Source organism: Geomicrobium sp. JCM 19055, assembly GCF_000698185.1.
GTDB lineage: Bacteria > Bacillota > Bacilli > Bacillales > Marinococcaceae > Geomicrobium_A > Geomicrobium_A sediminis.
Genome location: NZ_BAXL01000026.1, coordinates 1 through 22279 on the forward strand (window position 1 = coordinate 1; position 22279 = coordinate 22279).

The following is a 22279-nucleotide window of genomic DNA, read 5'->3' on the forward strand; positions in this document are numbered from 1 at the left end:
GTCGTAATTGTTATTAATAGTTTTCAAATGTAATAGTTGTTAGAAAATATATGTAAGATTATTTCACAAATGATATTGCTGTTTTTTCTGACATTTGTTATCATGAGGTACCATTTACATATAGAAAATAGAAGGTAAAGGATGGTGAAGTATGGTTGCTACAGAAAGTATTTTGAATTATTTGCAAGTGTCAAAGGTGCAGAATCCAGTTTATCAAAGGGATCATTTGTTTTATATTAGCGATGAAACAGATCTTCCTCAAATTTGGAAGTATGATGAGGAAGCAAATCATAGCTCACAGTGGCTCGAGACAAATGATAGAATTCAGTTTTTTTAAGAAAGTTCCTCGCAGTGAGTCTTTTATTCTAGGGATGGATGTTGAAGGAAATGAAAGACAACAACTATATTACGTGGATGAACATAAAGAAATTGAGAGATTAACGAAGCAAGATGATGCGTTATATGTGTTTGGTGGCAGCTCGCCAGACGGCAAAGCGATTGCTTATGCGAGCAATGAGCGCAATGCTACTATTATGATTTGTATACGATGGACCTTCAGAGCAAAGTTGCTACGAGAGTGTATGAAGGGGATGGCACGTATCGTGTTCTAGGCTGGCATCCGAGTAATGAGAAACTAGTTGTTCAAGAAGTGTTTACTAACTTGTATAACAACGTCGGCTTGTTAGATTTACATACTGGTGAAGTTGACTGGTGGTTTGAAGATAAAGCAATCAGTTCTTATGACACACCGATCTTTTCACAAACAGGTGAAGACCTTTACTTATTAACAAATCATCAACATGAGTTTATCACTGTAGCGAAGTTCAACCTTCACTCAAAACAATTAACATTTTTGATTGAGGAAGATTGGGACATTGAGAATTTAGTCGTTGATGAGAAGAAAGAGTGGTTTGCATATACCGTCAATGAAGGTGGAATCGATCGAGGTAAAGTGTATCACTTAGCTACAGGGGAAACACGTTCCTTTGATTTAGGAATTGGAACAATCTCTGGTATGTCTTGGTCTAGTGATTCAAAAACGATTGCATTTGTTTTTAATGGTCCTACGAGAACATCGGATCTTTATAAATGGTCAATTGAAAACGGACAATTAGAGCGTTTGTATTGCACATCGGTTGATATTAACTTTGAGAAGTCTCTCGTCGAACCAGAGATTTATACGATCGAGTCATTTGATGGGTTAAATGTTCCGTCGTTTTTATACAAGCCTAAAGGGCTTACAGAAGATGCACCACTTGCGTTTTGGGTACACGGCGGACCAGAAGGGCAGACAAAAGCGGAGTATCATCCGGTTATTCAATCGTTAACTGCATTAGGTTATGTCGTATGTGCGCCGAATGTACGTGGAAGTAAGGGATACGGCAAGACGTATATCCATTTAGATGATGTAAGAAAAAGAATGGATTCTGTGCAAGATTTAATTGAGATTGCGAACGCTTTGAAGAAAGAGCCGTTTGTCGATGAATCTAAGGTGGCTGTCATCGGTCGTAGTTATGGTGGGTTTATGGTACTTGCGGCGATTACACATTACCCAGATGTGTTTACAGGCGCGATTGATTTAGTTGGAATCTCGAGTTTTAGAACCTTCTTAGAAAATACAGGACCATGGCGACGAAAGCTTCGTGAAAGCGAGTATGGAACGATTGAAGAAGACGGTTTATTTTTCGATGAAATTGATCCGATTCACCATACAGAGAAGATTACAGCTCCATTACTCGTATCTCACGGAGCAAATGATCCCCGAGTACCCATTGGTGAAACGGAGCAAATGATTACAGAATTAAGGGCGAGAAATCATCCTGTTGAGTACATTCGGTTTGAAGATGAAGGGCATGGCATCGTAAAAATCCAAAACCAAGTAACCGCATATACAGCAATGGCAGAATTTCTAGAGAAATTATATCGCTAATTGAGGGGGACAGAAGATGAAAAAGCAACTAGGACTTACAGCAGCGACAACGGCATTTGCCTTCGCATTAGTGGGCTGTTCAGATGATGCAGAACCAGAAGTAACATCAAGTGCAAGTGAAGATGAAGAAACGGTAACTGAAAGTGAAGCAGCAGAAGGTGGCGATTTTATTTTGGCGGTACCGGCTGATGCTGTAACGGTTGATCCACATATGGCAGGTGACGTTCCATCGAATGTTGTGAACTGGACGATGTATGAAACATTAGTCGAGCGTGATGAGGATATGGAGCTTGTTCCAGGGCTTGCTAGTGACTATGAACAGCTCGATGAATTAACGTGGGAATTTACTCTTCGTGAAGATGTTACATTCCATGACGGCGAGCCTTTTAATGCGGAGGCAGTAAAAGTAAATATTGAACGCGCTCTTAGTCCAGAGACTGCTGCCCCAAGAGCTGATTACCTAACGGATATTGAAGAGGTTGTTGTTGTTGATGATCACACGGTACAGATGATCACAGAGAAACCTTTTGCCCCACTCGTAGCACATCTAGCTCACAATATCGGAAGCATGATTAGTCCTGCTGCGATTGAAGGCGATGTGAATTTAGATATTGAAGCTGTTGGTACAGGCCCCTTCAAATTTGAAAACTGGAGTCAAGGGGATGAACTAGTCATTACGAAAAATGAAGAATATTGGGGTGAGCACCCTCATTTGGATTCAGTAACATTTAAGGTCGTACCAGAAGAATCAACACGAATTGCGATGATTGAAAATGGTGAAGCAGATGCGATTGAACGAATCGAACCGGTAAACATCTCACGCGTTGAAGGTCTTGAAAATGCGGAGCCTTTAATTAATGATACGTTGTCTATGACCTATTTAGGATTTAATACACAAAAAGAACCTCTTGATGATGTCGCTGTTCGACAAGCAATCTCAAAAGGAATTGATACAGAAGTTATTATTGAAGGAATCTATGAAGGCTATGCAAGCGAAGCAACGGGTCCTATTAACGATCTTGTCTTTGGTAGTAACCCAGACCAAGAACCAATTGATTATGACCCAGAGGGAGCAGAACAACTCCTAGAAGAAGCGGGTTTTTCTGAAGGGGAGTTATCCATTAATTTATGGACAAATGATGCGGATGCAGTACGTGTTCAAATTGCAGAGGTCATTCAAGATCAACTCAGTCTTATTGGTGTAAACGTAACGATCGAGAATATGGAATGGGCGGCTTATCTCGATGCATTGACCAATGGGGAACATGATTTATTCTTGCTAGGTTGGTCTTCTGGAACCGTTGATGCAGATGCTACCATGTTCTCCTTATTCCACTCAGAAAACCACGGAGCACCAGGGAATCGTAGCTTCTATACGAATGATGAATTTGATTCCATTATTGAAGAAGCTCGAAATGAAACAGACATCGACGAACGAGAACAGCTCTATCATGAAGCGTTAGCACTACTTGCTGAAGAAGTTCCTGTCGATTACATCTCTTTCACACAAAACATTGATGCGGTTGGAGAGCATGTGGACGGCTTCAAACGATATGCAAACTCTCGTTTCGTGTTTGATGAAGTCACATTAGAAGATACAGAAAATAGTTATTAACAATCTAAGTCTAATGTTCTATTCGTAGAGCATTAGGCTTTTGCCATTTTTTATATGATTTTCTTATAATAAGATTTTATAAAGGATATTGTACACAATGAGAAATCTGTCATAATAAGAAAGGATTAGTATTTTTTTGATAATAAATCTAACGATTTGATTTTTGTTACATAGGGGGAGTACATAGATGATCCATCACGTTAAGTTTTTGCGTGGGCTTTTTGACACGAAAAGCCATTTTTCTACGTTAAAAGAATCAGAAGCAACGAAAGGACTAGCTTGGAGATTAATCGTAAGTGCACTTTTAGTCGGGGTTCTGACGTTCTTAAGTCAGTGGTTTATCCGAGAAGATCTCATTCAGACCTTTGTGGCTGAAGGGGCAGGAATGATTGGCTACGATGAAGCGTCGATGTTGGTGACGGTTGTAACGGCGTTAAGCGGTGTGTTTGCAATCGGTATGGCTATTCTTGCCGTGTTACTATTAGCTCTCGTATTTTGGATCTTTTATAAAGACGTAGGTTTTAAGAGGCTGTTTATAATATTCAGCTATTTCTTGCCGATTTATATCGTAACATTGCTTCTTGATTTGCCTTATTACATAACGTTTGGCTTGGAGCATCAATATTCTGTAACAAGTTTCGGTTATTTGGCGCATTTGGCTTTTGATGAATCGTTTTTATCGTTTTTCTTTGGCCAGTTTAACCTCCTTATAATCGGGTGTTTTATCGTGCAGGTTTTTGCACTTAAGGTGAACACTGCCAAGAGCACACGTTACATAGTACTCACGACAACGCTTATTTATCTCGTTGTTATGACGCTTATTGCTCTTTACACCTATTTCTCAATGATGCAAGGGGTGCAATAACATGAAAAAGAGAATTGGGATTCTCATAGGCTTACTAATGCTTGGTGGGCTTATGGTCGGAAATAGCTATATTTTATCTGAAGGTATGACGACAGATGACCCAGTCGTCGTAACGAACGTACTTACTAGTGAAGAAACATTATACGATACCATTATTGCAAATGGTCGCGTTGAACCAGGAGAAAGTCAGGCGATTTTCGAAGAAGCTCAGCATGGTACCGTTTATGATATTCACGTTAATGAAGGCGAAGAGGTTTTTGAAGGCGATGTGCTGATCACGTATGAGAATCAAGAAATCACACGTCAGCTCGTGTCGCTTCGTAACAACCTTGATCGTTTGATGGTTGAAATGGAACAACAAAACGATCAAATTTCTACCATCGAGTCACAAATTAGTACAGAGAGAAGTAATCGTGATGATGATGATCCGTTCGATCAAACGGACCAAGTTATTCGCCAACTTGAAAATGAACGTGACGCGATGGAGTATCAACGACGACTCACGAACTTACAGTATAGCGAACAAGAAGAAGAGATCGCATATCTTGAAGATCAAGAACTTCATGAAGTATATAGTGATGTAAACGGGATTGTAGAACACGCCAACTATCCGAATGAAGTCGAAGAAGGACAACCGTTAATTCGAATCCAATCCGATGAATTTTGGAACGTAAACGGAACGGTTACAGAGTATGATCTTATCCAACTCCATGAGGAGATGGAGGTAGAAGTTGAAGCGAATGTACTACCTGATCAGACATTCGAAGGGTTTTTAGCACGGTTAGGCTCAACACCTGCGGATGAAGAACAGTCAATCCAAGCTGAAGGTTCAAATGTAACGTCATATCCGTTTGAAGTGCAATTGCATGATCAGTCTGAAGACTTATTACACGGTTTTCACGTGAACGTTTACTTCGAAGTTGAGGCAGAAGCCGATGCGGTTGTTGTACAAGCTTCAGCGATTGAGACCGTATACAACGAATTTACTGGTGACGAAGAAAATTATGTCTATCAAGTAGAAGAGGGAATTGCTAGAATGCAAGCGGTTGAGACGGGCATTACCAATGAGCAAGGTGTACAGATCTTATCTGGTCTTGAAGCGGGCGAATCCGTAATTGACTTAGAACCATTGGAGACGATTTATGAAGGCATGGAGGTAGTCGTCAATGATCCACCTGAAGAATCTTGACAAGCAGTACAAAAACGGGGATCAAACGCTTCACGTCTTAAATGATATTCATCTTAAAATTGAAGAAAATGAGTTTGTCGCGATTATGGGTCCATCAGGATCTGGAAAATCTACGCTCATGAATATGATTGGGTGCCTTGACCAACCGACTTCAGGTGAATATTTACTACATGGGACCGATGTGGCATCACAACCTGAGAAAGAGTTGGCAAAAGTCCGCAATGCTCAAATCGGTTTCGTTTTTCAACAGTTTCATCTTTTACCGAAGCTTTCGGCGATGATGAATGTAGAATTACCACTCATTTATGGCGGGATTAAGAAAAAAAGAACGTAGAGAGCGGGCGCGTCTTGCTTTAGAAAAGGTTGGATTAGAAGATCGTGTCAACCATTTACCGAACCAGTTATCTGGTGGTCAAAAGCAAAGAGTTGCCATTGCACGAGCGTTAATTAATGAACCGAGTCTCATTTTAGCAGATGAACCAACAGGTGCTCTTGATTCCAAATCAGGAACTCAAATTATGGAGTTGTTCACACAACTTCATCATGAGGGAGCTACACTGATTATGGTTACACACGAACAAGAAGTCGCAGATTATGCAAAGCGAATTGTAACTGTTCGTGACGGTGAGATTATTAAAGATCGGGGGCATGAGTATGTCGTTCCTCGATAGTGTAAAGATGGCCCTTCGTTCTTTATGGAGCCACCGATTACGATCCATGCTTACGATGCTCGGGATTATTATCGGGGTAGGCTCTGTCATTACAGTAGTAGCAATTGGTAAAGGCGGGGAGGCAGTACTGACCTCACAATTTGCTGGTGGTGGTAACAATACGTTTGAAGTGTATTATATGCCTCCAGATGAAGAGTTAATGGACTATGATGCGTATGACGATGTCGCGTATACAACCGAGGATTTACGGGCAATTCAAGAAATGCCTTCTGTTAATCAAGTGATTGCCTATGCATATAATTCAACGAACGTTGTCTATCATCAAGAAGCCGCAGGGGCACAAATCCTCGCCATTAACGAGAATTACTATGACTTAAATGAGTTTACAGCTTCTTCAGGTCGGCTCCTTGATAACCGAGATGTAGATAACGGACGAAGAGTCGTTACATTAAGTACAGGTGTTGTTGAAGAGTTGTTTGCGACCAATGATGAAGCTGTCGGTCAAATTGTTAACATCGAAGGTGTACCGTTTGAAGTCATTGGCGTACATGAACGTGAGAATCAAAGCTTCTTCGCTTTTCAAGTTGATGAAGTATTGCTTCCTCAGTCTTCATGGCCAATGCTTTATGGCACGGACAACATGGACATGTTAAACGTACAAGCAAACAGCGCTGATGATATACAGATAGCAAGCCATGCAGTGACCAATTACCTTAACGATCAATCGACTCTTTCTGGTGAATACCAAGTATTAAATATGGAAGAGATTGAACAAGGAATCTCGCAAGTGACGAACGTTACGACGATGATTATTGGCGGTGTCGCTGGCATTTCACTGCTCGTTGGTGGAATTGGTGTTATGAATATTATGCTCGTATCAGTAACAGAGCGAACGCGTGAAATTGGGTTAAGAAAGTCTCTCGGTGCAACGAGAGGGAATATCTTACTTCAATTCCTAATTGAATCTGTGACGCTAACAACAATCGGTGGACTGATCGGAATTATGCTCGGAGCGGGTGTTGCAAATACCGTCTCGCTCATCGCGGGATGGCCATTCCTCGTCTCCATTCCAGTTGTCTTACTCGGTGTCGGATTCTCAATGTTTGTCGGAATCGTCTTCGGATTGTTACCGGCGAATAAAGCAGCGAAACTCGATCCAATCGAGGCGTTACGTCACGAATAAGCTATTGCATTGATGTGTAAAATCTCTTTCACTTGTCTACACTAGCTCGTGAGGAGGAATGACAATGGCTCAAGAAGTATTGTGTGAAGTAGAAAACTGTGTTCACTGGGGCGAAGGTAACCATTGCGAAGCGGATCGAATTTATGTCGTTTCAAACGCAGAAGATCGAACGACCGAGCGAATGGAAACCGATTGCCACACATTTCATCCGAAACACCACTAACACAGAAAGACCGGTTGCAATTGCGACCGGTCTTTCGTATGTAGAAAAGATTGTCGAAGCTGTTGGATCAATAAAATAAAGATGGGAAAAGCATTATAACTATGCTACTATTCAAAATATTAAGTAATGTAAGCGCTTCATGAAAAGGAGGGTGCAATGTTAAGTCAAGAAGTGAAACCGATCATTTCGCAAACGATGGACATGCAAGTACCGCCGAAAAAGGAGCTTTGGTATTATGGATTAGGGGCCTACGCGACATTTTCGTTGTCGACATTGGTTTCGACATTTTTAACGTTTTATTATACAGATGTTGTTGGATTAGCAGCAGGGGTCATCGGTACATTGATGATTGTGAGCCGAATCTTTGATGGGGTAACGGACGTTTGATGGGTGTTGCTGTCGATAAAACAACGTCCAGACACGGCAAGGCGAGGCCTTGGTTGATTTGGGGTTCGTTACCGCTAGGAATTGCCATTGTGTGCTTGTTTTCTGTGCCTAACCTCTCTGTTTCACATCAAATTAGTTATGCGTACGTTACTTTTTTTCGTGTTTCTTGCTGTGTATACGTTGATTGCGATTCCGTATAAATCGTTAATGGGAATGCTTACACTTGATCAGAAGAGTCGTTCGATGGCGAATATCTATTCCACGATATTAAATCTCTCAGGTGCGTTGCTCGTGACGGTCTTCACGCAACCGTTAGCAAGTGCAATTGGTTGGTCGGCAGTAGCTGTGATTTATGCAGTGATTGCCATAGTCTTGCTCTATATTACCTTTCTAAAAACAAAAGAGCGAGTCGTTTCAGTCAATAGTGAACCTGTCAAAATAAAAGAAGGATTAGTGTCTTTATTCCGCAATAAATATTGGGTTGTGATCACAGTATTTTGTGTTTTATTTTATACCGTTGTTGCCGTTGTACAAGGTTCAGGTCTTTATTATGCGACATGGATTTTAAATAATCAACAAGTTTATCCACTCATTGGAATCACTCAAATTTTGCCGATGATTATTGCATTGTTTTTTTGTAGGACCACTCATTCATCGTTTTGGTAAACGAAACACGGTTTTAGTCGGTATTGTCATTTGTATGATAGGCAATGTGTTTAAAGTCATTGATCCGTATAGTCTAGCAATTATATTAACAGGAAATGTCATTGTAGCGATTGGCATTATGCCAACGTTTGCCGTTTTGTTTGCGATGATTAATGATACAGCGGAATACGGCGAATTTAAAACGGGGAAACGTACTGTTGGATTAATTAATAGTGGAGCTAGTTTTGGTATAAAGGTGGGGACAGGCCTTGGGCTAGCCTCAATTGGCTGGTTGCTGAGTATCGGAGGATACGTTGGTACAGCAGAAGAGCAAGTGCCATCAGCTTTAGAATCCATTAAATTTATTTTTATCTTTTTACCGGTTGTCCTCTCGGTGATGATGTTTATTTGTTTGCTATTTTTTACGCTTGATAAACACTATGCGACTTATTTAAACGAGATTCAACAGAGGAAAAATGAGAATTGATTGGTATTGTGTAATGAAACATTTCTATGTGTGATGAGGTCCAGACTTTCATTCTAGGTGATGAGTCCCCTACCTTATGTTAATCGTTAAATGGATACGATTTTGAATGAATGCTGTAAAAAGATTCCCTTACAATATGAAATAAATATAGGAAAAGCGCTGCTTATATGATAATATTCATAATAATCAATAATGTAAGCGCTTTAATTTAAAAGGGGGATCATATGTTAAGCAGAGAGATCACTTCACGGGTCCAACCGAATTTGGACATGCAAGTACCTCCGAAAAAAAGAATTATGGTTTTATGGCTTTGGTGCGTATGCAACGTTTTCTCTATGGACGATGGTCGGGACATTTTTAACGTTTTATTATACAGATGTTGTTGGTTTAGCTGCGGGCGTGGTAGGGACTTTAATGCTCGTAAGTCGCGTGTTTGACGGTGTTACGGATATTTTAATGGGCGTTGCGGTCGATAAAACCAAATCAAAGCACGGTAAAGCAAGGCCGTGGTTAATTTGGGGCTCGGTACCATTAGGGATTGCGATTGTGGCTGTGTTCTCAGTCCCGGAAATGGCGATCTCTAATCAAGTGATGTATGCGTACGTCACCTTTTTCTTATTTATTATTATGTATACATTCATTTCAATTCCGTACAAGTCTCTTATGGGAATGTTAACACTCGATCCTAAAAGTCGTTCGATGGCAAACATTTATTCAACTATTTTGAACTTATCAGGAGCTTTAATCGTTACAGTCATCACGCAACCTCTTGCATCAGCAATTGGTTGGACAACAGTCGCTATCATTTATGCAACCATTGCGGTCGTTTTACTTTATATCACCTTTCTAAAAACGAAAGAGCGAGTGGTCCCTGTTAACCTAGAGACGGTTGGTGTAAAAGAGGGGATTTCCGCATTATTCAGAAACAAATATTGGATTGTTATTACAGTGTATTGCATATTGTTTTATACATTAATCGCTGTTAACCAAGGATCTGGTCTTTACTATGCAACATGGGTATTAGAAAACCAAAGCATTTATCCGTTGCTTGGCATATCGTCCATTTTGCCAATGGTTATTACCTTGTTTTTTGTCGGTCCGTTTGTTTTAAAGTTCGGGAAGAGAAACACGGTTTTAATTGGGATTATTATTTGTATTCTTGGAAATGCATTTAAGATTATTAACCCGTTTGATGTATCCATTATTGTAATTGGTAATGTGATTGCAGCGGTAGGTGTGATGCCGACGTTGCTGTTTTATTTGCAATGATTAATGATACGGCAGAATACGGCGAATACAAAACCGGTAAACGGACAGTTGGTCTTGTGAATAGTGGGGCGAGTTTCGGGATTAAAGTTGGTACAGGGATAGGACTAGCTTCCATTGGATGGTTATTAAGCTTTGGAGGTTACCTTGGCACCGTAGCAGAACAATCGTCTTTAGCTATACAAACTATTATTTTCATTGGGATTTATTTACCGATTATTATTTCAATTCTAATGTTCATCTGCCTGTTGTTCTTTACGCTTGATAAACATTATAAAAAGTATGTAGATGAAATTCAACGAAGAAAAGAAGATGCGGCGAATCGAGCCTAATGAAATAAATGCGAAGACCTTATCAGTTTTCGCATTTATTTTTCGTGTAAGATAAAAGTAACAAGAACTCCTGAGGTTTAGGTCTATAAAACCAGGCCTTAGTAACTTAATTTTATCAATTGTTCTTCTATTCACGAATGAAACCACTCATTTGCTATTCTTAACTTGTAAACGACTATGCGGAGAGGAGCAAGTTTATGAGAGGGAGAATTGTTCGTTATTCAAAAGCAACAGCACTAGCTGGTCTAGCTTTGACAGCCACACTAGCTATATCAAGTGAGGTAGATGCAGAGCAAAATGAAGTCTTAAAGATTCTACATACGAATGACATTCACGCAACGTTTGATAACTTTGGTAAAGCGGCAGGTTACATTGATCAAGTTCGTGAAGAGTACGACAATGTTTTGTACTTAGATGCGGGAGATTATGCAAGTGGAAACCCAGTCGTTGATTTGAACTATGGCATTCCAATGATCGAAGCATTTAATGAGGCGAATCTTGATGTGCTAACGATCGGAAACCATGAATTCGATTACGGGCAAGACCATCTGATCAACAACATGGAAACGTCTACCGCTACATGGCTTGGGGCAAATGTCGATACAGGGGATACAGGCGTAGACAATCCAGAACCGTATACAATGATTGATCTTGATGGGGTATCTGTAGCCATACTCGGCATTACACAAGCACCGCCAGCAACAGCACCAGCGAATGTTGAGGGCATGACCTTTGAAAGTGATTATGCAGCAGTTGCAGCGGCTTATGAAGAAGAGTTAACGAGTGAAGCGGATGTCATTATTGCACTCACACATATCGGATATAACGAAGATCGACAATTGGCTGAAGATGTTGATTATTTTGATGTTATTATCGGTGGACATTCTCACACAACATTGAACTCTCCTCAAATCGTAAACGGGACGCCTATTGTTCAAACCGGTTCGAATTTAAACAACCTTGGCGAACTTACGCTTGCAATTGAGAACAATGAAGTGACTGAAGTGGACGGTACACTCGTTCCTGTCGCAGATCTTGATACGATGAATGAAGATGTACAAGCGGTTATTGATCATTACAACTCAGAGATGGACGAAGTGTTAGGTGAAGTTATTGGGTACTCTGAGAATGGATTAAGCCGTGATGGACGCTTCCAACAAGACGCTCCACTCGGAAACTTCTGGACCGATGCAATGAGAGAGTGGGCAGAAGCAGACGTAGCATTTACAAACAACGGGGGAATTCGCGATAGTATCCCGAGTGGTGACGTGACATTAAATGAAATATATACGATTGAGCCGTTTGCAAATGAAATTATGACGATTGAAATGACAGGTGAAGCAATTGGAAATGTCTTGGAGTATTCGTATAGCCGTGACGGACGTAACCAAATCGATTTGCAAGTGTCAGGCATGGAATATGAAATTCTTACAGGGATGACTGGACAGTTATCAGATGTGAACATGACAATCGATGGTTCACCTTTAGAAGATGAAGAAACGTATACAGTGGCTGTTGCTGATTACATCGGCACGGGTGGTTCAGGTTATGAGTTCGAAGGAGAGGTCTTACAAGAGACGGTAGCTTCATGACGGATGCCATGACTGATTGGGCAAGAACATTGACCGATCAAGGTGAAACGTTGGATTATGCGAGTGGAGAACGTATCTCCATTACCATCGATCCTTCGGGACCAATTCCAGGTACGATTATTGGTTCAACTGAAACGGGACTCTATTCGCAGAATAAAGCTTTCCAAGATGTTGGTTTAGGTAATTTATATACGGACAGTATCCTCGACGATACAGATGCTGATTTTGCATTTTTGAATGCTTCGTCGGTCACGGGTCAAATCCCTCCTGGTGAAATTACAGATGAACAAATCGAAGCTCTTGACGGGTTTGGGAATGAAGTTGTCGTTGTTGAGACAACGGGTGAACGCATTGAGGAAGTGATTTTAGAGCAGTCGAATTATCATCAAGGCGTGGACCTGCAAGTATCTGGGTTATCTTATACGCTTATACCAGAAGAATCTGGTAGTGGATTTGAGAGTGTAGACATTGTTCTTCCTGATGGTTCAGAATTAGAAGAAGATGAAGCTTATGTGGTTGCTTACAATGATTTTATGCATAGCAATTCCTTCTATAATCTCGGTGAGCTCATTGAAGAAAAAGGACCGGTATGGCAAAAAGTCGTTGATTATGTAACGGAACAAAGCGGTCCAATTAATTATGAAGAAGGTTCAAGAATTACAATTGAAGGTCAAGACGTTGAACCAGATCCAACAGGAACATGGACGGTTGCAGAAGCTCTTCAGAACAATCAAGGTGAACGAGCGGTACGTGGATATATCATAGGGAGTATTCAAAACAATGAAGTCGTATTAGGTGAAGGCGAACATGCACCGTCTAATCTGTTACTAGCTGATGATCCAGATGAAACGGACAGAAGCAACATGTTACCAGTACAATTGGTTAATCAGACGCCAGTACGCAATGGATTGAACCTCGTTGATCATCCAGATCACCTGCAAAAAGAAGTTGTCATCACAGGTTCGCTTGAGCGTTACTTCGGAACGCCTGGTATGCGAGATGCGAATCACTTTGCCTGGGTTGAGGAAGACGCTGTCAGTTGTCAATACGACACATGGCAACAGTCGGACGTTTATACGAAAGGTGATCGAGTGACACACAATGATGTTGTCTACGAAGCAAAGTGGTGGACAGTAGGTGAGAACCCAGAGAACTCAAGTGAATGGGACGTCTGGCAAGTTGTGCTGATTGTCAACCAGATGAAGGCGATGGTACAAAGAATGGTCGCAGACGGTAACGTACACGGCAGGTGACCGCGTATGGTACGAAGGAGAGCTCTACGAAGCAAAATGGTGGACACGCGGAGAGAATCCAAGTCATTCTGGTGAGTGGGATGTTTGGAAAAAAAGTATCGTAATGAATAGAGAGAAGGCGCTCTAGTAATGTGGAGCGCCTTTTTTTAAATGGATTAGTCGTTTTTTTTATTCCACGTATCTAAAAGAAATTGAATCTATATCTATGATGCGTTATTGTGGTAAACTATTCAGAAAAAGGAGTGGGAACGATGAAGTATTTCGAATCCAAAGCGATCCACCAACAAGCAGGAAAGAAAAATGATCTACATAGTAAAACGACTCCAATCTATCAAACGTCAGCATTTTCATTTCAAGATTTAGATGACTTGGAGAGTTTCTTTACCGATGAAGAGCGTTATATGTACACGCGGTACGGAAATCCCAATACGGATCAATTAGCGAAAATGGTTGCTAGTTAGAAGAGGCACCAGAAGGCGTTGCAACGTCAAGCGGCATGTCTGCAATTTTAGCGGGCGTGTTGGCGGTCGTAAAACCTGGTGATCATATGCTGATCCCTGAAGATGTGTACGGTGGGACGTATGATTTGTTTCATCAATTCCTAACAGATTGGAACGTAACAGTTAACACAGCACCATTTAATGAGCCAGGCGCAATTGAAGCCGCCATTACGGACCAAACAACGTTGATTTATACAGAAACGGAAACAAACCCACTGCTACGAGTCGAAGATTTAAAAGAAGTGATTGCAGTTGCAAAGAACCATAACATTGCAGTGATGGTCGATAATACATTTGCGACGCCGTACTTCGTGCAACCGATGACACTGGGTGCAGATTTAGTTGTACATAGTGCTACGAAATATATTGGGGGTCATAGTGATGTGACCGTAGGCGTGCTCGTAGGAACGAGTCTATGGATGGAGAAAGCGAAGAAGCGGGTCATTCAACTCGGGATGAATGTGAGTCCGTTTGAGGCATGGCTCACGGTACGTGGTCTAAAAACTCTGGCTGTACGAATGAAGCAACAAAGCGAGAATGCAGCATCGGTAGCCGCATACCTTCGTGAGCAAGAAGGGGTTAAAGTTTATTATCCTATGAATTTGAGCGACAAAGGAAACGGTGCGATGGTAAGTTTCGATTTAGGGGCTGGCTATGATATCGAGACATTTTTTTAAAGAGTTGCAATGGATTAAAATCGTTCCAACATTAGCCGGAGTTGAAACAACGGTTTCCTATCCTTTAAAAACATCTCATCGAAGTATACCAAAACCTTTGCAAGAAAAACTAGGCATTACAGACGGCTTAGTCCGCATGTCTGTAGGGATTGAGCATTCCGAAGAGATTCGTGAAGCATTGCAAAGTGCATTATCTAAAGCAAAGAAATAAAAAAAGTTTTTAAAAACACTTGCGTTATGTAAAACCCCATGATATATTATTAAACGTGGCGCAGGGCAATACAGTCACACTGATCTGGTAACAATGGCAAAGAGGTCACACCCGTTCCCATGCCGAACACGGAAGTTAAGCTCTTTAGCGCTGATGGTAATTGGGGGGCAACCCCCTGTGAGAGTAGGACGTTGCCAGGTCATTCATAATATCGCGGGATAGAGCAGTCTGGTAGCTCGTCGGGCTCATAACCCGGAGGTCGGAGGTTCAAATCCTCCTCCCGCAACCAATTAACTTTCGACACTACGTCGTTTTTTTTTGCTTCTTAGCGAGGAAAGATTCTAGTATCCAATGGAAGTGTCATTCGACATCCAATCTTTAGTAAATTAAATAACTAACGACTCAGACAAACGGCAAATCGTTTGTTTTTTTATGCCTAAAAATACATCCATCTTCGTATTATGATAAAATAATGTTCGACATTGACAATAAGGAGATGCCCTAATGGACGAATTCGGGCTCATTAACAAAATACAACGATTAGAAAACGTGAACCACTCCTCAACAAAGGTTGGAATTGGTGATGATGCTGCAGTTTTCACCCCAACGAGTGGTAAAGACATCGTCACTTGTGTAGATACGCTCACAGAAGGTGTCCATTTCACTCGTGAGACGATGAAACCGAGTGATATCGGTTATAAGGCCCTTGCGGTGAATATTAGTGATATTGCTGCGATGGGAGCAATTCCCGTCTATTATCTCGTTACGATTGCAGTTCCTAAAGATTGGACCGATGATGAGATTTTAGCGATCTATGAAGGCATGCAACAGCTCGCTAGTAATGAAAACGTGCAGTTAATCGGTGGCGATAGTGTCACGTCAAAAGAAGGCTTGTACCTTTCTGTGACTGTGATTGGCGAAGTGGACTGTGGAAGAGCGCGGTTGCGAAGTCATGCTGAAGTTGGCGATGTTGTCTTTGTTACAGGAGACCTCGGTGGTTCTGCAGCAGGTCTGCATCAGCTACTAGAAGGTGAGAATGTAGAAGAACATTGGAAAGCCGCGCATCAGAAACCTGCAATGCACACGGCTTTGGCATATGAGATTTCCCGTTTACCGTGGAGAATTGCTCTTAACGATATTAGTGATGGTCTAGCAAGTGAAAGCTGGGAAATTGCAGAAAGTAGTCATGTTCAAATTGAATTGATTGAAGAGGAAATACCACTTTCTGCTGGTTTGGTCGAACATTTTGGTCAACAAAAAGCGATTGAGATGGCTCTTACCGGTGGGGAAGACTTTCAATTGCTAGGCACTGTCGCTCGTGACAATTGGCAGCCGCTTCAAACAATAGCAAAGGAAATAGGAGAGCGAGTAACGAAAATTGGAACGGTCATTCATAAAGGCGAAGGTGTCGTTATGACGTCACATGACCAAACCACACTCCTTTCCCGTGATGGCTACAAGCATGGATGAAAGTAGGGAGAACCATGGCGGAATACGTAATTCATACAAAACATGTAGAAGAAACGATGTACGTTGGTGAACAACTTGCAAAAGTAGCAATGCCTGGGGATGTATTTGCGTTAGACGGTGATCTAGGAGCGGGCAAAACCCATTTTAGCAAGGGCTTTGCCAAAGGTCTGCACGTTGAAGGAAATGTTAATTCACCAACGTTTACGATTATAAAGCACTATGAAGGACGCCTTCCGCTTTATCATATTGATGCATATCGCTTAGGTGACGGCGAAGGTGAAGAGATTGGTTTATTTGATGTGATTGACGGACAAGGGGTCTCACTCATTGAGTGGGCATCGATCATTGAAGATGAGCTACCAGACCATACCGTACGAATCTCGTTAACTAGAGTGAGTGATGAAGAGCGACAACTTCAGTTTAAAGGCGTAGACGAGCGATTTGAACAGGTTCTAAAGGAGTTCGGACAATGATATTAGCAATGGACACGTCCACATACGTATTAGGGGTGGCAGTTGGAGATGGTCAAACGGTTCGTGCGGAGTGGACGACGCATGAAAAGACCAATCATTCACTACGGTTAATGCCGGGCATTGACCTTGTGTTAAAAAGCGCTGGACTTAAGCCAAGGCAACTATCGACAATTGCAGTAACAACCGGGCCGGGATCTTATACAGGAGTTCGAATTGGCGTATCGACAGCGAAAGCAATGGCAAGTTCTCTTAACGTACCGCTCGTTGAAGTGTCTACACTTGAAACACTTGCTTCAAATGGCAAGTATCGCGAAGGTCTAGTTTGTTCTTTTATTGATGCAAGACGTGGGCAAGTGTATGCAGGGGTGTATGAAGTGAAAGATGAAGCATTGACTGTGTACAAAGAAGAGCGTCTACTTCTTTTGGAAGACTTGTTACAAGAGCTGAAAAAAAGAGGAACGCTCGGTGTTGTTTTTGAGTTTGGATGTAGATCTGCACCGCGAAACGCTTACACATGAACTTGGTGAGCATGCCATATTTGGTGCAACCGGTGATAATCGGACAAAGCCAAGTGAAGTGTTAAGGATTGCAAGTCAAAAGGAAGCAGCAACGAACGTAGATGCAGTGGTCCCAAGATATTTGCAACTGGCAGAAGCGGAGAAGAATATAAAGAAAGAGTCATCATCATGACAAATCCACAATCGTTGCCTCGAACTGTTCGTAAGATGCAATTGGATGATATTGCGAAAGTACTCGTTGTAGAGCGCGATGCTTTTACAATGCCTTGGTCAGAGCAAGCGTTTTTAAATGAACTCGGAAAAAATCCATTTGCAAATTACCAAGTCATCGAGACACACGGACAAATTGTTGGTTACGGTGGAATGTGGATTGTGATGTACGAAGCCCATATTACGAACTTCGCCATTCATTCGTCGTTTCGTGGGCATAGCTTTGGCAAGGAGCTGTTTCAAGCCATGTTAGATGAAGCAGTGAAGTACGGGGTTAAAAAAAGTCACGTTAGAAGTACGCGTTAGCAATCACCGTGCCCAAAAGCTGTATCAGCATTTTGGATTTGTCAAAACGGGGCTTGAAGTTGGCTATTACACAGATACGAATGAAGATGCATATGTGATGACTTTGGAGATGTAGAAAGGACGATGCGGAGTGGGCAACAATCCGACAATTCTAGCCATTGAAACGAGCTGTGATGAAACGGCAGCTGCTGTTGTACGTGGTGGAAAAGAAATTATAAGTAACCAAGTGGCATCTCAAATTGCCATTCACGAACAATTTGGTGGGGTCGTACCAGAAGTTGCATCAAGGCATCATGTTCAGAACATGACAACGATTGTTAAAAAGACTTTAGAAGAAGCAGAACTCACCTATGCTGATCTCGATGCAATTGCTGTAACAGAAGGACCAGGGCTTGTTGGCGCTTTACTCGTCGGTGTCAATACGGCAAAGGCACTCGCTTATGCCAACGACTTGCCTTTGTTACCTGTTCATCATATTGCTGGGCACATTCACGCGGCAAATCTTGTCCAAACGATTGAGTACCCTGCGATGGCACTCGTCGTTTCAGGCGGTCATACGTCCCTCATTTATATGGAGAACGAAGGTGACTATGAAATTATTGGTGAAACACGAGATGATGCGGTCGGTGAGGCGTATGATAAAGTCGCTCGTACAATTGGATTGCCATACCCTGGAGGGCCGCAAATTGATAAATTGGCGCAAGAGGGTGAGGAATCGATTGAATTTCCACGCTCTTGGCTTGAAGAAGATAGCTATGATTTCAGCTTTAGTGGGCTTAAATCATCGGTATTAAACTACGTTCATAACCGAACACAACGTGGAGAAGACATTAATAAAGCAGATATAGCCGCGAGTTTTCAACGCAGTGTTGTTGATGTCCTCGTTGAACGTGCAGCTCGAGCGGTAATGTCATACGATACGAAGCAACTGATTTTGACGGGTGGTGTTGCTGCCAATTCTGCAATTCGTGAAGCGATGGAAGTGAAGATGAAGAAGATTGGCGTACAGTTAATTGTACCACCACTATCACTTTGTACAGATAACGCAGCCATGATTGGTGCGGCTGCGCACGTAGAATGGAAAAAGAAAAATATCGCGGCACTCACGTTAAATGGTGTGCCGAACTTATCATTGCAAATGAGGTAAGTCTTAGGACTTGCCTCTTTTTGCCTATTGGAAAAGGTTTCTTCTTTTTATAAGATAAAAAAAAGTATGGCAAAGAAGAAGGGACTTTTGTAATGAGGAATTATGCAATAATTATGTCGATCCTTGTGTTGATGCTTCTGCCTTTACGGTCTATTCAGATGTGCAAGCAGTAGATCTACACGAAGAAGAGTTTGAAAAAGTTGTGCTTACATTAGAAGTACAAGAAGATGGGAAAGTCTATATTGAGCATGCATTTAAGTTAAATGGAGATCATGAACAGTTGATCTATAACGTTCATGCTCAGGTTCAACCGATTGACGTCCAAGCTTATGTAACTGAGCAGTATAAATCGTTTGCAGATGATGAGGCACCGCGAATTCAAGGTGAAGAAACGTCAGAAGGTTTTGTATTTGACTTAAGTGATCATCAAGGGACGTTTGTTGTGGAATCAGTATGGGATGATGTTTTGTATTATACAGAAGATGCTCCAGAAGAATCTTTGGCAACAATTCCTATGATGAATCCATCTGTACTCGATATTGTTCACCATGTCACTGATGAATTTGAGATTGTTTTCCAAACGGAAAACGGCAAACCATTGAACATTTTCGAGGATCATTATTATGAAAATTTCGATTTGCTTCGTTTTATTGAACGAGATTCAATTAGGTATACGACCGATTATTACCGATTTTCTTCAATAGGCTATTTACCATTAAAAGTCGGCGTTCCGTTTGATGTTGTACCCGAGGCTGATCAGTTTGTTGATGATTGGATTTATGTTAATGAGGAGTCAGTGGTTCGTGTTCAAAGCGGTATGCTCGAATTTATTTTAACGATTGTTACATATGGTTTAATCATCGTCTCGGTGTTATTGAGTGTCTATGTTATTGTTGGGAGGATCTGGCGTTACATCGCCAGAGTTATAAGACGATATAAAAAATTAGATCGTCGCTTTAAAGGTGATGTGGATCCGTTCTTTTATTTGTTTAGATCAATGGGTGCACCGAATCGTAAAGAGTTAATCGAGACGTTTTTAGCGTCATTGATTTATCAGAACAAAGCGACCTATTATTCGAACGGTGAAGGGCAATTTGTCGAAATTAAAGATCTTAATCAAATAGATAAAGAAGAGATGAGAATTGTAAAACGCTTATTCAAGTCTAAAAAGAATGAACATGGTTCTACTACTAAAGCGCGTAGTGCTGAACTCAAAGAGGTTCATGACGTTGAGTTACACCAAGAACAACTTGACCAACTTTATCGTTATGGCTGGTCTAAAGTGGAGAACTATGAAAGGGTCAGCTTTTTAATTGCAGGACTTTTATGGTTTTACCCATTCTTTACGCTTGGATTTGCTGTTTTAAGTTATCTAGAAGACTATCAATTTAATTGGACTACCCTATTACTATTTGGTTATGCCATCGTGACGACGTGGTACATTTTTAAGCATGGCTCAGATTCCTCGGTGTACATCTCTTATTTTATCTTCACAGTGATTTATATTATGTCTTATGTTGATATTTTGTATTATCCATTATTTGGATTGTTTATTGGTTTTGTATTTTTGTTTTGGCCTTCTTCTATTATTAGAAAGCCAAAGAAATCGAGTAGAACGTAAACGATAAAAAAACACAAACGGGTTTGTACCGTTTGTGTTTTTTACGTATAGATGTATTAGTAGCTGCGTCCGCCTAATTGCTGTTCAGCCATTTGAACGAGACGTTTTGTGATTTCTCCTCCAACTGAACCGTTAGAACGAGAAGTTGTGTCTGGTCCAAGTTGAACGTTGAATTCAGATGCGATTTCCGCTTTCATTTGGTCAATGGCTTGTTGAGCACCTTGAGCAACGAGTTGGTTGTTGTTTGCCATATGTATCACCTCCATGGTCGTAGTGTATGGTGAAATAGCAAAAATCACTCGCACCAATTTATGGTAAGATCAAGTCGCTTTTGTGAAGGTTAAGAAAAGGAATTCTTCTTTCGTTAAAGAATTGTAACTGTAACGATCTTTCAGAAGGAGGAAGAAATGGTGACTCATCATGATTTTCAGGCTGTAAATGCGTTGAAACAGCATACGAACTTTTCTGGTTCCATTCTAGTTCAGCAACATGAAAAAACACTCTTTTATGCTGATCACGGGTATGCGAACCGTGCTGAATGCATCCCCAATCATCGAGAAACGAAGTACGGGATTGCGTCGGGGTGTAAGTGGTTCACAGCAATTGCGATTTGTATGCTCGTTGAGCGAGGGGAGTTAACGTTTGAGACGAAGATTAAAAAATACTTAGACAAAGTTGCATCCCATGTAAGTGATGAGATTACCGTGCATCATCTATTAACACATACATCAGGTATTGCTGATTATTTTGATGAAGATGAGATGGATGATTTTGAGGAATTATGGGTGACAAACCCGATGTATCGGTTAAGGACCGTCGAGAGCTTTTTACCTCTCTTTATAGACCAGCCAATGAAACACCCTGTCGGGGAGCGGTTTCACTATAACAATGCTGGTTATATTCTTCTTGGGTGGCTGATTGAGCAGATTAGTAAAAAAACCGTTTGCTGAATTTGTCCAAGAGGAAATTTTCGCTAAAGTAGGCATGAACAATTCGGGTTACTTTGAGCTCGATCGTTTGCCACCATCGACAGCTAGTGGATACATTAATTTGCCTGATGGAGGCTATAAAACAAACATCTATTCAGTTCCAGCTAAAGGAGGCGCAGATGGCGGGGCTTACGTCACTGTTGATGATGTAGCGAAAATTTGGTTCAAAGTAATGCAAGAGGAATTGTTAAGTAAATCAATGACTGAGAAGTTACTCAAGGTTCATGTACAAGGTGACGAAGACGATTACGGATATGGCTTGTGGATTCATCAAAGTGAGAAGGAAATCGTTCGTTATCATTTAATGGGGTACGACCCAGGTGTGAGTTTTCATACGGCATATTACCCAGAAAATGAGACTGTAGTTGTTGTCTGTTCGAATCAGTCGGAAGGGGCGTATGAGATTATGGAAGCCATTGAAGATGTGATTGGGAAGAGGTAGCTAGCCATTTTCCAACAATATGCGCTGGTTTTTCTCTATAAAAAGGAAGCGACCTAAAGCGGTCGCTTCCTTTTATG

General features: G+C 41.3%; 26 protein-coding genes, 1 tRNA gene, 1 rRNA gene and 4 pseudogenes. 31 read left to right on the forward strand and 1 reads right to left on the reverse strand.

The window, feature by feature from the left end:
- The first annotated feature begins 151 nt into the window (after window positions 1–151).
- The 29 genes and pseudogenes from JCM19055_RS25855 (at window position 152) to JCM19055_RS19325 (ending at window position 20771) form a co-directional block, all read left to right on the forward strand.
- On the forward strand, window positions 152–337 hold the full coding sequence (locus tag JCM19055_RS25855) for a hypothetical protein (protein WP_081833841.1): 186 nt from the start codon (window positions 152–154) through the stop codon (window positions 335–337).
- 73 nt (window positions 338–410) lie between these two features.
- Window positions 411–611 carry a hypothetical protein gene (locus tag JCM19055_RS26715; protein WP_265182385.1) on the forward strand — a complete coding sequence of 67 codons (201 nt, stop codon included), beginning with the start codon at window positions 411–413 and terminating at the stop codon, window positions 609–611.
- The gene (locus JCM19055_RS19240) at window positions 578–1930 is read left to right on the forward strand and encodes a S9 family peptidase (protein ID WP_193745512.1); all 1353 of its coding nucleotides are present in this window, start codon (window positions 578–580) and stop codon (window positions 1928–1930) included. The genes JCM19055_RS26715 and JCM19055_RS19240 overlap by 34 nt, the downstream gene beginning before the upstream one ends.
- Window positions 1931–1946: 16 nt before the next feature.
- On the forward strand, window positions 1947–3545 hold the full coding sequence (locus JCM19055_RS19245; RefSeq protein WP_042360899.1) for a glutathione ABC transporter substrate-binding protein: 1599 nt from the start codon (window positions 1947–1949) through the stop codon (window positions 3543–3545).
- A gap of 187 nt (window positions 3546–3732) precedes the next feature.
- Window positions 3733–4410, forward strand: a complete 678-nt coding sequence (locus JCM19055_RS19250; protein ID WP_042360900.1) for a hypothetical protein — start codon at window positions 3733–3735, stop codon at window positions 4408–4410.
- A gap of 1 nt (window position 4411) precedes the next feature.
- A complete protein-coding gene (locus JCM19055_RS19255) occupies window positions 4412–5599 on the forward strand; it encodes an efflux RND transporter periplasmic adaptor subunit (protein ID WP_042360901.1) in 1188 nt (395 codons plus the stop codon).
- A pseudogene (locus JCM19055_RS19260) lies at window positions 5577–6270 on the forward strand (ABC transporter ATP-binding protein). The gene JCM19055_RS19255 and the pseudogene JCM19055_RS19260 overlap by 23 nt, the downstream one beginning before the upstream one ends.
- Window positions 6254–7453, forward strand: coding sequence for an ABC transporter permease (locus JCM19055_RS19265; RefSeq protein WP_042360902.1), 1200 nt, complete (start codon window positions 6254–6256; stop codon window positions 7451–7453). The pseudogene JCM19055_RS19260 and the gene JCM19055_RS19265 overlap by 17 nt, the downstream one beginning before the upstream one ends.
- A 64-nt stretch (window positions 7454–7517) precedes the next feature.
- Window positions 7518–7676 (forward strand): DUF1540 domain-containing protein, encoded by a 159-nt coding sequence (locus tag JCM19055_RS25860; RefSeq protein WP_081831900.1) that lies wholly within the window; start codon window positions 7518–7520, stop codon window positions 7674–7676.
- A 156-nt stretch (window positions 7677–7832) separates the two neighbouring features.
- Window positions 7833–8063 (forward strand): MFS transporter, encoded by a 231-nt coding sequence (locus JCM19055_RS30425; RefSeq protein ID WP_052366558.1) that lies wholly within the window; start codon window positions 7833–7835, stop codon window positions 8061–8063.
- Entirely contained in the window at window positions 8063–8263 is a 201-nt protein-coding gene (locus JCM19055_RS30430) for an MFS transporter (protein WP_265182396.1), read from the forward strand. The genes JCM19055_RS30425 and JCM19055_RS30430 overlap by 1 nt, the downstream gene beginning before the upstream one ends.
- Window positions 8202–8729 (forward strand): MFS transporter, encoded by a 528-nt coding sequence (locus JCM19055_RS30435; RefSeq protein WP_052366559.1) that lies wholly within the window; start codon window positions 8202–8204, stop codon window positions 8727–8729. Before JCM19055_RS30430 ends, JCM19055_RS30435 begins: the two co-directional genes overlap by 62 nt.
- Window positions 8686–9195: an MFS transporter gene (locus JCM19055_RS30440; RefSeq protein ID WP_265182386.1), complete on the forward strand. Its 510-nt coding sequence runs from the start codon at window positions 8686–8688 to the stop codon at window positions 9193–9195. The genes JCM19055_RS30435 and JCM19055_RS30440 overlap by 44 nt, the downstream gene beginning before the upstream one ends.
- Window positions 9196–9537: 342 nt before the next feature.
- A complete protein-coding gene (locus JCM19055_RS19275) occupies window positions 9538–10464 on the forward strand; it encodes an MFS transporter (protein WP_052366561.1) in 927 nt (308 codons plus the stop codon).
- Complete coding sequence (locus tag JCM19055_RS30445; RefSeq protein WP_052366562.1) at window positions 10461–10793, forward strand: MFS transporter; 333 nt, start codon at window positions 10461–10463, stop codon at window positions 10791–10793. The genes JCM19055_RS19275 and JCM19055_RS30445 overlap by 4 nt, the downstream gene beginning before the upstream one ends.
- A 197-nt stretch (window positions 10794–10990) precedes the next feature.
- Window positions 10991–12385 (forward strand): bifunctional UDP-sugar hydrolase/5'-nucleotidase, encoded by a 1395-nt coding sequence (locus tag JCM19055_RS30450; RefSeq protein WP_052366563.1) that lies wholly within the window; start codon window positions 10991–10993, stop codon window positions 12383–12385.
- Window positions 12382–13638 carry a DUF6359 domain-containing protein gene (locus JCM19055_RS30455; RefSeq protein WP_052366564.1) on the forward strand — a complete coding sequence of 419 codons (1257 nt, stop codon included), beginning with the start codon at window positions 12382–12384 and terminating at the stop codon, window positions 13636–13638. The genes JCM19055_RS30450 and JCM19055_RS30455 overlap by 4 nt, the downstream gene beginning before the upstream one ends.
- 22 nt (window positions 13639–13660) lie before the next feature.
- Window positions 13661–13765, forward strand: a pseudogene (locus JCM19055_RS25870) (hypothetical protein); the annotation flags it as partial.
- Between the two features lie 124 nt (window positions 13766–13889).
- A pseudogene (locus JCM19055_RS19285) lies at window positions 13890–15026 on the forward strand (PLP-dependent aspartate aminotransferase family protein).
- An 83-nt stretch (window positions 15027–15109) separates the two neighbouring features.
- Window positions 15110–15226, forward strand: a 5S ribosomal RNA gene (gene rrf / locus JCM19055_RS19290).
- A 12-nt stretch (window positions 15227–15238) separates the two neighbouring features.
- Window positions 15239–15315, forward strand: a tRNA-Met gene (locus JCM19055_RS19295).
- 215 nt (window positions 15316–15530) lie between these two features.
- On the forward strand, window positions 15531–16496 hold the full coding sequence (gene thiL, locus JCM19055_RS19300; protein ID WP_042360903.1) for a thiamine-phosphate kinase: 966 nt from the start codon (window positions 15531–15533) through the stop codon (window positions 16494–16496).
- A gap of 14 nt (window positions 16497–16510) precedes the next feature.
- The gene (gene tsaE / locus JCM19055_RS19305) at window positions 16511–16969 is read left to right on the forward strand and encodes a tRNA (adenosine(37)-N6)-threonylcarbamoyltransferase complex ATPase subunit type 1 TsaE (protein WP_042360904.1); all 459 of its coding nucleotides are present in this window, start codon (window positions 16511–16513) and stop codon (window positions 16967–16969) included.
- Entirely contained in the window at window positions 16966–17487 is a 522-nt protein-coding gene (tsaB, locus tag JCM19055_RS19310; protein WP_052366565.1) for a tRNA (adenosine(37)-N6)-threonylcarbamoyltransferase complex dimerization subunit type 1 TsaB, read from the forward strand. Before tsaE ends, tsaB begins: the two co-directional genes overlap by 4 nt.
- Entirely contained in the window at window positions 17450–17659 is a 210-nt protein-coding gene (locus JCM19055_RS24720; RefSeq protein ID WP_052366566.1) for a hypothetical protein, read from the forward strand. Before tsaB ends, JCM19055_RS24720 begins: the two co-directional genes overlap by 38 nt.
- A gap of 35 nt (window positions 17660–17694) precedes the next feature.
- Window positions 17695–18003, forward strand: a complete 309-nt coding sequence (locus JCM19055_RS19315) for a GNAT family N-acetyltransferase (protein WP_370543235.1) — start codon at window positions 17695–17697, stop codon at window positions 18001–18003.
- Window positions 18002–18118: pseudogene (locus tag JCM19055_RS32255) on the forward strand (ribosomal-protein-alanine N-acetyltransferase RimI); the annotation flags it as partial. The gene JCM19055_RS19315 and the pseudogene JCM19055_RS32255, both read left to right, overlap by 2 nt.
- A 15-nt stretch (window positions 18119–18133) precedes the next feature.
- The gene (tsaD, locus tag JCM19055_RS19320; RefSeq protein WP_042360905.1) at window positions 18134–19150 is read left to right on the forward strand and encodes a tRNA (adenosine(37)-N6)-threonylcarbamoyltransferase complex transferase subunit TsaD; all 1017 of its coding nucleotides are present in this window, start codon (window positions 18134–18136) and stop codon (window positions 19148–19150) included.
- A 160-nt stretch (window positions 19151–19310) separates the two neighbouring features.
- The gene (locus tag JCM19055_RS19325) at window positions 19311–20771 is read left to right on the forward strand and encodes a hypothetical protein (RefSeq protein ID WP_042360906.1); all 1461 of its coding nucleotides are present in this window, start codon (window positions 19311–19313) and stop codon (window positions 20769–20771) included.
- Between the two features lie 56 nt (window positions 20772–20827).
- Here the strand turns inward: JCM19055_RS19325 and JCM19055_RS19330 are convergent, their stop codons facing one another.
- Window positions 20828–21022, reverse strand: a complete 195-nt coding sequence (locus tag JCM19055_RS19330) for an alpha/beta-type small acid-soluble spore protein (protein WP_042360907.1) — start codon at window positions 21020–21022, stop codon at window positions 20828–20830.
- Window positions 21023–21181: 159 nt separating this feature from the next.
- Between JCM19055_RS19330 and JCM19055_RS32260 the strand changes: the two genes are divergently transcribed.
- Window positions 21182–21721, forward strand: coding sequence for a serine hydrolase domain-containing protein (locus JCM19055_RS32260; RefSeq protein WP_370543232.1), 540 nt, complete (start codon window positions 21182–21184; stop codon window positions 21719–21721).
- A gap of 34 nt (window positions 21722–21755) precedes the next feature.
- A complete protein-coding gene (locus JCM19055_RS32265) occupies window positions 21756–22202 on the forward strand; it encodes a hypothetical protein (RefSeq protein ID WP_370543233.1) in 447 nt (148 codons plus the stop codon).
- Window positions 22203–22279 lie beyond the last annotated feature (77 nt).

What these genes read in the sequence shown, in the direction of transcription:
- JCM19055_RS32265 (WP_370543233.1), top strand. Translation starts at nt 21,756, where the DNA reads ATGAACAATTCGGGTTACTTTGAGCTCGATCGTTTGCCACCATCGACA.
- JCM19055_RS30445 (WP_052366562.1), top strand. Translation starts at nt 10,461, where the DNA reads ATGATTAATGATACGGCAGAATACGGCGAATACAAAACCGGTAAACGG.
- thiL (WP_042360903.1), top strand. Translation starts at nt 15,531, where the DNA reads ATGGACGAATTCGGGCTCATTAACAAAATACAACGATTAGAAAACGTG.
- JCM19055_RS19245 (WP_042360899.1), top strand. Translation starts at nt 1,947, where the DNA reads ATGAAAAAGCAACTAGGACTTACAGCAGCGACAACGGCATTTGCCTTC.
- JCM19055_RS19315 (WP_370543235.1), top strand. Translation starts at nt 17,695, where the DNA reads ATGCAATTGGATGATATTGCGAAAGTACTCGTTGTAGAGCGCGATGCT.
- JCM19055_RS19330 (WP_042360907.1), bottom strand. Translation starts at nt 21,022, where the DNA reads ATGGCAAACAACAACCAACTCGTTGCTCAAGGTGCTCAACAAGCCATT.
- JCM19055_RS30450 (WP_052366563.1), top strand. Translation starts at nt 10,991, where the DNA reads ATGAGAGGGAGAATTGTTCGTTATTCAAAAGCAACAGCACTAGCTGGT.
- JCM19055_RS19265 (WP_042360902.1), top strand. Translation starts at nt 6,254, where the DNA reads ATGTCGTTCCTCGATAGTGTAAAGATGGCCCTTCGTTCTTTATGGAGC.
- JCM19055_RS19275 (WP_052366561.1), top strand. Translation starts at nt 9,538, where the DNA reads ATGGTCGGGACATTTTTAACGTTTTATTATACAGATGTTGTTGGTTTA.
- JCM19055_RS19255 (WP_042360901.1), top strand. Translation starts at nt 4,412, where the DNA reads ATGAAAAAGAGAATTGGGATTCTCATAGGCTTACTAATGCTTGGTGGG.
- JCM19055_RS30455 (WP_052366564.1), top strand. Translation starts at nt 12,382, where the DNA reads ATGACGGATGCCATGACTGATTGGGCAAGAACATTGACCGATCAAGGT.
- JCM19055_RS19250 (WP_042360900.1), top strand. Translation starts at nt 3,733, where the DNA reads ATGATCCATCACGTTAAGTTTTTGCGTGGGCTTTTTGACACGAAAAGC.
- tsaB (WP_052366565.1), top strand. Translation starts at nt 16,966, where the DNA reads ATGATATTAGCAATGGACACGTCCACATACGTATTAGGGGTGGCAGTT.
- JCM19055_RS25860 (WP_081831900.1), top strand. Translation starts at nt 7,518, where the DNA reads ATGGCTCAAGAAGTATTGTGTGAAGTAGAAAACTGTGTTCACTGGGGC.
- tsaE (WP_042360904.1), top strand. Translation starts at nt 16,511, where the DNA reads ATGGCGGAATACGTAATTCATACAAAACATGTAGAAGAAACGATGTAC.
- JCM19055_RS30435 (WP_052366559.1), top strand. Translation starts at nt 8,202, where the DNA reads ATGCGTACGTTACTTTTTTTCGTGTTTCTTGCTGTGTATACGTTGATT.
- JCM19055_RS25855 (WP_081833841.1), top strand. Translation starts at nt 152, where the DNA reads ATGGTTGCTACAGAAAGTATTTTGAATTATTTGCAAGTGTCAAAGGTG.
- JCM19055_RS30430 (WP_265182396.1), top strand. Translation starts at nt 8,063, where the DNA reads ATGGGTGTTGCTGTCGATAAAACAACGTCCAGACACGGCAAGGCGAGG.
- JCM19055_RS30425 (WP_052366558.1), top strand. Translation starts at nt 7,833, where the DNA reads ATGTTAAGTCAAGAAGTGAAACCGATCATTTCGCAAACGATGGACATG.